Here is an 11,216-nt window from a genome sequence, read left to right as displayed (position 1 = left end):
GCGCGGCGGTGTCCCGGTTGGCGGCGCTGACCGACACCGCCGCCGCGGAGCGCGGCCGTCGGCGCTACGCCGCGGGCCTGTACCGACGGGTCGCGGCGCCGGTGTGCCTGGGCGTGTCGGCGCTGGTCGCCAACGCGCTCTGGCTGGGCTCGCCTTTCGACGCCGACGCGTCGAACCGGCACATCGTGCTGGAGGCGCTGCGGTTGCTGCCCCCGTCGTGGAACATCCTGCGCGTGGCGTCCCCGGAGTTTCCCGCCCTGGACTCGCGGATCGGTCCGCACGACGACGTCCTGCTGCTTCCGTTGCTGAGCCACCGCGACCCGAACCGGTGGGTCGAGCCGGACGAGTTCCGACCCGAGCGCTGGATCGACCTCGACGCCGACGACCATCCGGGCTACTTTCCCTTCGGCCATGCCAACGAACGCTGTTGGGGCCGACACCTGGTCGTGCCACTGGCCGAACACCTGCTGGAGCGAATCCGCGCCGAGAGGCTCGTGGTGAGCCCGCAGCAGACCATTGCCCAGGTGCCGCTCACCGGCCTGCTCGGGGTCGAACGCATACGGGTCGTCCGAGCGTCCGCACACCGGTGACCCGACCGTGAGGCCGCGGCAAGCGACCCCCGCCCCCGGCCACGCCGTGCGCTGCCCTCGTCCGTGGGCGCGCGGTGCGATGCTACGCCGCCCGGTGCGGCGCGGCGGGTTTCGGGCCCAAGGCGTCGACCCGCTTCGGCGGTCGCAGTCTGACCATGCGGCGGGTGCCCCACAGCCGGTCGTACGCGTACACCGCGTGGATACCGGCCTTCAGCGTCAACCGCCGACCCCGCGACCAGTCGAGCAGGCGGCCCATGCGCTCCATCACCGCGAGACTCACGTCGCGGTTCACCTTGATCTCGGCGCGGGCCACCTTGCGCAGTGCTCGCCCGATGCCGGCCTCGTCGCCGCGAGCCGACAGCCGCAGCAGCTCTTCGTGGCAATAGGCGAGGTGGTTCTCCTCGTCGTCGCAGATCATCCGCAGGCCGCGGCCGACGTCGGGCTCGTCGCCGAGGCAACGGTGCAGCATCCGCATGTCCTCGGCGGCACGCTGCTCGGTGACGCGGCTGTGCACGAGGTATTCGACGATGTCGGCCTCGGTCATCGGCTCGTCGCGGCGCAGCCGGTCGTGCGCGAGGCCGATGCCCTGACGTTCGAGCAGCATGCAGTAGTCGGCCTCCGGCGGGACGTCGACCGGATCGAGCCCGCGACGGTGCAACATCGCGTTGAAGATCCGTCCGTGCTTGTCCTCGTCGGCGCCGTGCCGCGCGATCTTGGGGGCCAGTTCCGGGTCCGCGACCAAGGCGGCGATCCGCCCGTTCTCCCAGCCCCCCTGGTTCTCGCCCTTGGCGGCGATACTGCAGAACAGGCGGAACGCCTCGTCGTTTCGGTGGATCTCCTGAAGAATGCCGCGAGCGCTGAGCATGACCGGGCCGTCCTTCCTCGCGGATACCGCGTATAGCCGCCGACAAACAGTGGAGCAGGTACCGGGAACCACCCCGGGATAAACGCGGCTCACCGTGGCGCGGCCGGGGACGGTTGCGGCGTGGCCTCGTGCGATACCGCGGCCGCGGCACCGCCGAGAGTCGTGTCCGCGCCCGCGCGGCGGAAGTTCGCGGCCCCACCGCGCCCGCTCGCGTGGCCGCCGGACACGCGTCGAGAGCACCGACGACGTCCGCCGAACGAGGGGCCCGACACGTCCGTCCGGTGGTGACGCCGATCGCCTGCGACCTCCGTCACGTGTGGCGGCGCCGGCCCCGAGATCGTGACACAACTGACCTGACGGGCTGTCAGATCGAATTGGCGGCCCCTGTACCTCGGAGTTTCAGCGTGGCAAGTGCAGTACCGTCGTCCGGATTTCGTTCCTGCCTGATCGTGCCGACCCTGGCCTTCGGCGGGACGCTCATGGCGCTCATGCAGACGGTGATCGTGCCGCTGCTGCCCGATCTGCCGGCCGACACCGGGGCGTCCCCCGGGACGGTGAGTTGGATGCTGACCACGACGCTGCTGTCCGGTGCGGTGCTCAACCCGATCCTGGGGCGCGCCGGCGACATGTACGGCAAGCGGCGCATCCTCGTCGGCGCGCTCGTGGTGATGACCATCGGGTCGGCGCTGTGCGCGCTGACGTCCGACATCGGGATCCTGATCACCGCGCGGGCCCTGCAGGGCACGGCGGCCGCGGTGGTGCCGCTCGCGACGAGCATCCTGCGTGACGAACTGCCGCCGCACCGGGTCGGGTCGGCGGTCGCGCTGATGAGTTCGACGGTGGGAATCGGTGCGGCGGTCGGTCTGCCGTTGGCGTCGATCGTGGTGCAACACGCCGACTGGCACGCGCTGTTCTGGGTCACGACGGGACTGGGCGCGTTCGGCGCCGCGATCTCGTGGTGGGTGATACCGCAGTCGACCCGCCCGCGTACACCCGGTCGTTTCGACATCGTGGGCGCGTTGCTGCTCACCACCGGTCTGGTCGGGGTGCTGTTGGCGTTGTCCAAGGGCACCGATTGGGGATGGACGAGCCCGGTGGTGCCCGGGATCGGCGCCGCCGGTGTGCTCGTGTTGCTGGTGTGGGGCCGTCACCAGATGCGCGTTCGCGAACCGCTCGTGGATCTGCGCCTGGCGGCGCGCCGTACGGTGCTGCTGCCGCACGTGGCGGCGCTGGCGACCGGGTTCGCGTTCTACGCGAACTGGCTCGCGACCGTGCAGTTGATCCAGGCGCCCGAGGCGACCGGCTACGGCCTGGGTGCGTCGGCGTTGGTGGCGAGCCTGTGCCTGCTGCCCGGTGGGCTGACGATGGTGGCGATGTCGCCGGTGTCGGCGCGGTTGTCCGCGGCGCGCGGTGCGCGGTCGACGTTGACGGCGGGTGCGCTGGTGATCGCCGGGGCTTACGCGGTGCGGGTGTTCACGAGCGAACAGATGTGGATGATCGTGGCCGGGGCGACGTTGTGCTCGGTGGGCACCGGGCTGGTGTATTCGGCACTGCCGACGCTGGTGCTCCAAGCGGTACCGCAGGAACAGACGGCGGCGGCGACGGGTCTGAACGTGCTCATGCGGACGATCGGTCAGGCGCTGTGCAGCACGGTGGTCGCGGTCGTGCTGACGACCGTGACGGGGACGGCGGGGGGCGCCGTCCACGCCTCGCTCGACGCGTATCGCATCGTGTTCGGGCTCGCCGCGGCCGCCGCGCTCGCGGCGGCGATCACGGCGGCGGCGATTCCGCGTACCGCCGCGCACCCGGCCGAGACCGGGTCGCCGGGATCGAGTGATCGGCAGTTGGCGGGTGTGGGGTAGGCGGTACGTGTGCCGCCGCCGTATCGGCCCCGATCGGGTCGACGCGGCGGCGGTACGGCGCGCGGTTCACGCCGCGCAGAACTCGTTTCCTTCCGGGTCCCGCATGATCCACCAGTGCCCGGCGGGCCCTTGGTCGACCTCGCGAACGGGCGTGGCCCCCAGACCTTCCAGCCGGGCCACCAGGGCGTCGAGGCCGCCGGGCTCGCTGTGGATGTCGACGTGCAGGCGGTTCTTGCCGGACTTGCCCTCGGGCACGTCCTGGAAGAGCATTCGTCGGCCGCGGCCGACACCGCTGGTCTCGTCGAACGGGTCTTCGGGGTGGCGGATCCCGGCGTAGCCGCGGAAGGTCTTACGGCCGTCGTGCTCGGTGATCGCCTCCTCGCCGATCCGACCGGCGGCCAGCAGGTGCTCGATGAGAGCGCCGGGGTCCTCCACCTCGTACTCCAGGGCCGCGGCCCAGAAGTCCGCGAGTGCGGATGCGTTCGTGCTGTCGATGACCAGCTTCCAACCCAATGCCATGTAACCAGTTATATAAGTTACATCGGTACGTCGGCAACCGAAGCCGGCCGCCGCCCTCCCACGCCGGAGGCGTACGTGCGCACCGGCGGTCCGCCCCGCCCACTACTTCGTATGATGAACTGCCTTTTGGGTAAGGGGCGTTGGGGTGCCCGGGTCATTGCCCGGCGGCTCTCGGGTCGCCACCCGAGCCTTTCGTTCGCACTGGTCCGGACGTGGCCGCGGACCGCTGGATCGGCCGATTCGCTCTCGGTGCGGGGGTGTTGGCGCGCTGTCATCGCCCACGTGGCGAGCGCGGTCGCGGGGAGCACGGTCTCGGGGAGCACGGTCGCGGGGCACGTGGTCGAGGGGTACGTGGTTGGTTGCGCGGGCAGCAAACCGGCCGTGAACAGGGCGTGTTGCGCCGAGGGCGGGCGGCGGCGACCGGCAGGTCGACCACGACCACCGCGCGCCACGACGTGCCGAACACGTCGGCGGGGTGGGCTTGCGCGTCACTCTCCGGGCGGTGGATCGTTGTCGTTGTGTGCGTCGGCGACCCCCGTGGCCGGCGCCTCGTGCGGCCCGGTGCCCGGCCCCCCGTCCGGCCACCGGGCCGCACCCCCGCCACTTCGGGCCCTGCTGCCCACGGGCCCCGGACACCGTGACGACCCGACGACGGGTGCGCCGGTCTGGGAGGATGAGGAATGGCGTGGTGGCGGGGACGGTTCGCAACGAGGATGAGGCGCTCGGGCGGGAACGCGGCGCACGTGTTTCCCGGCGGCACGCTCTCGGTCGTGGTGCAGGGCCGAAACATCACGGTGCGGCTGCCGAGGGACGCCGCCGACGCGGTGCGCGGACTGCCGGCCGGCCCGGCGGTGTTCACCGGTCGCGATGGTGAACTCGCCCACGCCGCGTACGTCTTCGCGCCGCTCACGCCCGACGGCAGCCTCAACGGCCGCGTGGTCTCGGTGGTGACGGGCGCGACCGGGGTGGGCAAGTCGGCACTCGCCCTGAAGGTGGCGCACGACCTGGTCGCCGCCGGCTGGTTCACCGGCGGCGCCGTCTTCGTCGCCCTGCACGGGCACGGCGCGGGGGATCACCCGGGCCCGGACGCGATCACCGCGCGACTGCTCGGGAGCCTAGGGGTCCCCGACGAGGCGATCCCGGCGGATGCCCCGGCCCGCACGGCAGCGGTGCGCGCCGTGTTGACCGCCCTCGCCGACGCCGGGCATCGCGTGCTGATCGTGCTGGACGACGTCTCCTCCGGCGACCAGGTCGGGTCCGTCCTGCCCGGCAGCGAGGCCCATCCGGTCCTGCTCACCGCACGCCACACGCTCACCGACCTCGACGCCCACACCACCGAGCTGCACCCGCTGCCCGAACCCGCCGCCGAGCGTCGCTGAACACACCTGGCGCGCCGGACGGTTGCGACTGCTCCGCCGAAGCCGGGGCACGCCTTCGCCCGGACGGGCCCCGCCCCGGAGTCCTGGCTCGGACGACACCGGCGGCAAGGTGACCAGGGTGGCTTCCCGCCGTTGGGCGCTCCCGGTTCCCGGCGCCCGGCGCCTCGTTTTCCTGGCCCCCGGCGCGTCGTCGGGCCGATCGAGGCTCAACGCGGAGGACCGGTGCGGGCCGACCGCCGTGTTCCGGTCGAACAGTAACTCGTACGGCACGTTCCGTCTGGACATGGACAATCGGCGCGACCCTGCCGGGGCTGTTCGCTGATCTCGGCCGGTCAGCCCATGGACTGTCGAGCGCCCGTCTCCGCGGAGAGCTTGATCGCGTCGAGGAGGCGGTGCAGCCGTAGGCCGGCGTGGAAGTCCGGGACGCCGTGTGCGCCAGTGCCGAGATCGACGGCCAGCCGGGCATACATCCGAGCGATGTTGAAGCCCTCCGCCCCCGGAGCGATCCCTGAGGTCCGGCGGTACCGGGCGGGAATGGGCAACTCCTGATAGGTGTCTCCCGAAACACCTGTCCCCAGCAGGCGCAGTTCGCCGATCTGGATGCCCGCCGGACCACCCGCTTCGGTCGACACGATGGCCAAGTCTCCCTCGGTGCCGGAGATTTCGAGTCGGGTCCGGGCATCCGTGACCTTGGCATCGTGGATATGAGCCGAGACCACGGCGCCGCTGGTGAGGGTCGCGTTGAGAAGGAGGTGGTCGGGACCGGTCGCCTCGACCGAGGCACCGGTTTCGGCGAGGGTGTAGACGGGTTGCCGGACAGACAAGGTGGCGGAGAGGTCGCTGATGTCGCCGAGCACGTACTGCAGCGCGTCGAGCGTATGCCCACCCGCGACCTCGAGCGTCCCGGCACCGTTGTCGCGATCGAGGGTGTAGGCCGCCCAGGACGGTATCCGCTCCCTCGCGCCCTTGCCGCGGGCAGCGTAAACGGTCGCCGCGGTCACGCGTCCCACGTGACCGGCGGCGACCAACTCGCGGGCGTAGGCGATCGCAGGCGCATACCGCGCCTGTAGCCCGACGACGTGATGCACGCCCGCCCGTTCGGCCGACTTCGCGAGAGCGTCCGCTTCGTCGGAGGTTCGGCCCAGCGGCCACTCGCAGTACACGTGCTTGCCGGCTGCCAGGGCGGCCCCGACCAGTTCGGCGTGCACGGGAACCTTCACGGTGACGACCACCAGGTCCACCTCGGGATGCTCGGCAAGTTGCCTGGCGTCGGTGAAAGCGTGTACCGCGCCGAACTCGCGTGCCGCCGCTTCCGCGCTCTCACGGCGACTGGTGCCGACCGCGGTGATGCTGAACTCCGGCAAGGACATCAAGGCGGGCACATGCGCCCGAGCCGCCCAACCCCGCCCGGGGCTCGCCCCGATGATGCCGACCCGGATTTTCTCCCGTTCCATGGAGACCCCCATCCATAAGCGGACAGACCTTGTCCGTTTGAAAACGCTAACGGAACCGGACGGAACCTGTCCAGTTACGTTAGGCTTCGGCTCATGAATCAACCGCTCGGCACGGTGGACCGTCTGCTGGTCGACGAGTCGGGGCGTCGCCCGCGCGCCGACGCGCGACGCAACGTCGCTCGCCTGGTGGAGGCCGCCAGAATCGCGGTCGCCGAGACCGGCGTCGGAGTATCCGCGCACGAGATCGCCCGCCGGGCGGGCGTGGGTGTCGGCACCTTCTACCGGCGCATTCCTTCCCTGGAGGCGCTCCTGGCCGCCGTGCTCGACGAGATCCTCGACGAGATCGCCAACCTGGCCGATCAAGCTCTGGAGGACCCGGACCCCTGGCACGGGTTCTGTGTGTTCGCGGCAGGTTACGTACGACTCCGCACAGAGAGCTGTGGCGTGAACGAGGTGCTCGGCGGGGCCTGCGGAGACGCCCTGACCCAGCGTCTCGGCGACCTGCGAGCGCGGATTCGGCGTCTGGTCGAGGGTGCCCAAGCAGCAGGCGCGATGCGTACGGACATCGCCTGGCAGGACGTCCCCTTCCTGCTCGCCGCTGCTGCGACCGGCGAGCGCACCCTCGGCATACAGGCGGGCAGCCGGCAGTGGGAGCGCAATCTCCACATCGTTCTCGACGGACTGCGCCCGTCGCAGACGAGCATGCTCCCGGGCTCTCCGCCGATCTGGAACGATCCGGAACCGGAATTCAGGACAAGCCCCGGAGACGCCGGCGCGAAGGGCAGTCGTTCAGCCTGATCGGGTGGGCGCTCGGGGCGCCGATGCAGAGCGCCCGCCGGTTCCTTTGCCGGAGCGGCGGTGTCCGCCTCGCCCCGCAGCAGCCGCGCGGGCACGGGACGAGCGCGATCGGGCGACCGGTAGACTCGACGGTTGTGGCGGACACCCAGTACGAAGACCTGTTGAAGTCGGTGCTCACCTCCGGGGCGGCCAAGGCCGACCGGACGGGCACCGGTACCCGAAGTGTCTTCGGGCACCAACTGCGCTACGACCTCTCACGGGGTTTCCCGCTGGTGACCACCAAAAAGGTGCACCTCAGGTCCATCGTGTACGAGCTGCTGTGGTTCCTGCGCGGCGATTCGAACGTCGCCTGGCTGAACGAGAACAACGTCACCATCTGGGACGAGTGGGCCGACGAGAACGGCGAACTCGGTCCGGTCTACGGCGTCCAGTGGCGCTCGTGGCCCACCCCCGACGGCAAGCACATCGACCAGATCAGCGGGGTCCTCGACACGCTGCGCCGCGACCCGGACTCCCGCCGGATGATCGTGTCCGCCTGGAACGTCGCCGAACTGCCCGAGATGGCGCTCGCCCCGTGTCACGCGCTCTTCCAGTTCCACGTCGCCGACGGCAGGCTCTCCTGCCAGCTGTACCAGCGCAGCGCGGACCTGTTTCTCGGTGTCCCGTTCAACATCGCCGGCTACGCCCTGCTCACGCACATGGTCGCGCAGCAAGTCGGCCTGGAACCGGGCGACTTCATCTGGACCGGCGGTGACTGCCACATCTACGACAACCACGTCGAGCAGGTGACCGAGCAGCTCTCGCGCGCCCCGTTCGCGTTCCCGCAACTGCGGCTGCGCCGGGCCGACTCGCTCTTCGACTACGCCTACTCCGACGTGGAAGTGCTCGACTACCGGCACCACCCGGCGATCAAAGCTCCGGTCGCGGTGTGAACGTCGGGCTGATCTGGGCGCAGACGTCCGATGGCGTGATCGGCGCGGACAACGCGATTCCGTGGCGAGTGCCCGAGGACATGGCGCATTTCAAGGCGACCACTCTCGGTCATCCCGTGGTGATGGGGCGCAAGACCTGGGATTCGCTGCCGCCGAGATTTCGGCCGCTGTCCGGCCGGCGCAACATCGTCGTGACGCGCGATCCGGGGTGGGCGGCCGAAGGCGCGGAGCGGGCCGAGTCCATCGCGCGGGCGCTCGAACTCGCGGCCGAGTCGCCGGAGCGGACCTCCCCGGTGGTGGCGTGGGTGATCGGTGGCGGGGAGATCTACCGCGCGGCGATGGCGTACGCCACGCGGCTCTCGGTGACCGAGGTGGACGCGACGGTGGACGGCGACGTCTACGCCCCCACACCGGACGCCACGTGGACCGTGACGGAGGACACCGGTTGGCGGCCGTCGACGTCCGGCCTGCGGTATCGCATTCGCGCGTACACCCGGTGAGTCTCTGCGGATCCTGATGGGCCGCGTGGATGGCCGTTGGCGCGGGGCGGGCTGAGTGTCCTCAAACGCCGGACGGCTGGGGTGGCGTTGGGCCGGCATGTCCTTGAGCGCCGGGTGGGTTGAGGGTGTCCTCCAGCGCCGGACCGAACGAGAGTGACTGAACAAAGATCGGTCCGAAGGAGCCCCGCCCGGCGTGCGATGACCGGACGGGGCTGGGCGAGCCGGCTAGTCGAGTCGGTACTGAGCCCATCGACGCGCGGTGTCGGCGAGTGCCCGAGAATGCGCGCGTGCCTTGGGTGAGCGCGCTAGGTACTCCCACATCCCGGAGAGCTTTGCGGCGAACGCCGTGATCACGGGTTCCGGTGCTTTGGCGAACGCCGGCGCATGCAATGCCCACGCTTCGGCCGCTTGGGGCGTGTGCCCGGCGTGCATGAGTCGGACGACCACGTATGCCGTGTCGGTCCATGCGGCTCCGCGCGCCGACCATGCCCAATCGATCACCCGTACGTGACCGTCCTCAACCAACATGTTCTCCGCGTGAAGGTCAGAGTGCACAAGGGTGTCCCCACCAAGGAACGCGCCCCGTTCGAGCGTCGTAAGTGCCCCGATGTGCGCATGTGCCCAAGGGTCGAGGTCGTCGGGCGACTTCGCGTAGACGGCTGCCCAACCGGGTGCGCTTCCCCAGCGGTCGGCGATGGAGCGCAGTGCGGCGGGCGGACATGGGGTCATGACTTCGGCCATCGTGGCGACCAGGTCGCCGACCTTGTTCAAGTCGTACGACGTTGGCGACAGCGACGGGTGCCGCTCGGGTACGTGCTCGAACCCGAGCATGTGCCACCCATCGCGCACGATGCTCCACAACAGACGGGGGGCGAGTAGCGGGGGCAGGAAGGGGCCTAAGGCGGCTTCGTTGCGCAGTGTCCACGCGTACGGCCGATCCGTGCGCACTCCTTTGCAGAACACCGAGCCGGCGTCGGTTCGGAGGGTCGCCAGAAACTCCGAGTTCTTGCCGGCCTCGGGTGTACGAATCGCGCGGATGGGTCCGGTGTGCTGTTCGATCGTGACCCGAACCGTCTCGGGTAGTTCGGTCCACGTGTGGCGACGGGGCATCGTATGGCGCTCTTTCGTGAGAAGTGGTCGAAAGCAGGGTGCCCCCGCCGAGCTTTCCGGTTCGGGGGCGCCCCTTACCTACGTGGGATCACGGACTGTCGGAGCATCCCGCATGGCACTGCGAGCAATCCGCGGCGGCTACCGCCCACAGTTCGGCATCGACCTCGAAGCCGGCCGCCTTGATCACCTCGGTGGTAAGGATGACCTCGGCGCGAGCATCCGCCATCGTGCGCGGCGCGGTGTCCGGCACGTGGTGGACGAAGCGGCCGAGCTTGGCGCAGTGCTCGGCGTAGTCGGCGGTGTGGAGACCCACGCGTGCCACCCGACGTCGACCAGGGCCGAGGGGGTCGTACGTGCATTCGGGTTCGCCGCGCCGACCGCGAGGAACACGCCGGTTCCCGTGACGATGCGGTCGGCGAGTTCGGCGCCGATCTCGGGACGGTCCGCGCGGATACGTGCTGTGAGCCTTGCGCGTACCGCTTCGGGGATATGAACCCCCGCAACGGCGTTCGGTGTGACCGTGCTTGCCATGCTCGTTCCACCTTTCGCTAGCGTGCTTCGGTGCCTTGCAGACCCCGTCCGGTGCTTCCCCGGAACCACCGGACGGGGCGAATGTGGGTTACTTCGCGGCGAGCCCGTACACGTTGTGCGCCATGTTGATAGCGATCTGCGCGCCACTGACCGCGCCGAGGGGTCCAGTTCGCCGGCAGCGACCCGGCGTAGTCCCTCGGTCCGCCGTCCGGCGGGCAGTCGCAGCAAGCGAGTGTTGACGTTCTCGGCGAGCTGTACCGCGTCGACTCGCGCGCCGAACGGGTGTCCGGTCGACAGGGTGTCGGCGTAGCGGAGCGCGGTGGCGAGCCGGATCATGCGAACGTCCGTTTCATAGGCATTCAAGTGCCGTTCGTCATCAGTGGCGATCGTGTGGGCGGTCGTCATGTCCCAGATCACACCGGCTTGATGGGTCGGGGACAGCTTGTCCCGGCGTCCGGCCGCAACGAGGTAGTCGTGCATGGCGGATCCTGCTTCGCGGGCCACGTCGCGAGCTGGTCACGTTGCTTCCGTTCCGAGTTGGGGGTGCGGCTGTGGAGGGGTCAGCGCGGCGGGTTCACCTTGTGGACTTCGGATGCCTTGACCAGGTCCGGCATGCCGTTCCCGCCGGTGCGCACAATGAGCACTTGGTCGTTGTCGAGCCCGGCGCATTCCTCGG

General features: G+C 70.1%; 11 protein-coding genes. 6 read left to right on the top strand and 5 right to left on the bottom strand.

What is annotated here, in order from left to right; all coding sequences use genetic code 11:
* On the top strand, positions 1 to 590 hold a 590-nt coding region (locus tag GT354_RS26965), incomplete at its 5' end, for a cytochrome P450 (RefSeq protein ID WP_161358974.1).
* Positions 591 to 672: 82 nt separating this feature from the next.
* Here the strand turns inward: GT354_RS26965 and GT354_RS26960 are convergent.
* A complete protein-coding gene (locus tag GT354_RS26960; protein ID WP_161358973.1) occupies positions 673 to 1,455 on the bottom strand; it encodes a ferritin-like domain-containing protein in 783 nt (260 codons plus the stop codon).
* 404 nt (positions 1,456 to 1,859) lie between these two features.
* Between GT354_RS26960 and GT354_RS26955 the strand changes: the two genes are divergently transcribed.
* A complete protein-coding gene (locus GT354_RS26955; protein ID WP_346012188.1) occupies positions 1,860 to 3,317 on the top strand; it encodes an MFS transporter in 1,458 nt (485 codons plus the stop codon).
* A 66-nt stretch (positions 3,318 to 3,383) separates the two neighbouring features.
* Here GT354_RS26955 and GT354_RS26950 read toward each other — a convergent pair whose 3' ends face one another.
* The gene (locus GT354_RS26950; protein ID WP_161358972.1) at positions 3,384 to 3,836 is read right to left on the bottom strand and encodes a VOC family protein; all 453 of its coding nucleotides are present in this window, start codon (positions 3,834 to 3,836) and stop codon (positions 3,384 to 3,386) included.
* Between the two features lie 713 nt (positions 3,837 to 4,549).
* Between GT354_RS26950 and GT354_RS26945 the strand changes: the two genes are divergently transcribed.
* Positions 4,550 to 5,215, top strand: coding sequence for an ATP-binding protein (locus GT354_RS26945; protein WP_161358970.1), 666 nt, complete (start codon positions 4,550 to 4,552; stop codon positions 5,213 to 5,215).
* A 332-nt stretch (positions 5,216 to 5,547) separates the two neighbouring features.
* Here GT354_RS26945 and GT354_RS26940 read toward each other — a convergent pair whose 3' ends face one another.
* Positions 5,548 to 6,771 (bottom strand): Gfo/Idh/MocA family oxidoreductase, encoded by a 1,224-nt coding sequence (locus GT354_RS26940; RefSeq protein ID WP_237535489.1) that lies wholly within the window; start codon positions 6,769 to 6,771, stop codon positions 5,548 to 5,550.
* Between GT354_RS26940 and GT354_RS26935 the strand changes: the two genes are divergently transcribed.
* The 3 genes from GT354_RS26935 to GT354_RS26925 all read left to right on the top strand — a co-directional run bounded on the left by GT354_RS26935 (position 6,763) and on the right by GT354_RS26925 (position 8,899).
* Positions 6,763 to 7,467: a TetR/AcrR family transcriptional regulator gene (locus tag GT354_RS26935; RefSeq protein ID WP_161358969.1), complete on the top strand. Its 705-nt coding sequence runs from the start codon at positions 6,763 to 6,765 to the stop codon at positions 7,465 to 7,467. The genes GT354_RS26940 and GT354_RS26935 overlap by 9 nt on opposite strands.
* Positions 7,468 to 7,601: 134 nt before the next feature.
* Positions 7,602 to 8,399 (top strand): thymidylate synthase, encoded by a 798-nt coding sequence (locus GT354_RS26930; RefSeq protein ID WP_161358968.1) that lies wholly within the window; start codon positions 7,602 to 7,604, stop codon positions 8,397 to 8,399.
* Complete coding sequence (locus tag GT354_RS26925; RefSeq protein ID WP_161358966.1) at positions 8,396 to 8,899, top strand: dihydrofolate reductase; 504 nt, start codon at positions 8,396 to 8,398, stop codon at positions 8,897 to 8,899. The genes GT354_RS26930 and GT354_RS26925 overlap by 4 nt, the downstream gene beginning before the upstream one ends.
* A gap of 225 nt (positions 8,900 to 9,124) precedes the next feature.
* On the opposite strand, the gene GT354_RS26920 is transcribed toward GT354_RS26925, so the two are convergent.
* On the bottom strand, positions 9,125 to 10,009 hold the full coding sequence (locus GT354_RS26920; RefSeq protein WP_161358964.1) for a phosphotransferase: 885 nt from the start codon (positions 10,007 to 10,009) through the stop codon (positions 9,125 to 9,127).
* An 88-nt stretch (positions 10,010 to 10,097) separates the two neighbouring features.
* Positions 10,098 to 10,322 carry a hypothetical protein gene (locus GT354_RS26915; RefSeq protein WP_161358963.1) on the bottom strand — a complete coding sequence of 75 codons (225 nt, stop codon included), beginning with the start codon at positions 10,320 to 10,322 and terminating at the stop codon, positions 10,098 to 10,100.
* Positions 10,323 to 11,216 lie beyond the last annotated feature (894 nt).

Origin of the sequence: Streptomyces sp. SID3343, assembly GCF_009865215.1 — a bacterium.
Classification (GTDB): Bacteria; Actinomycetota; Actinomycetes; order Streptomycetales; family Streptomycetaceae; genus Embleya.
This window is presented reverse-complemented; position numbering and strand designations above follow the sequence as displayed.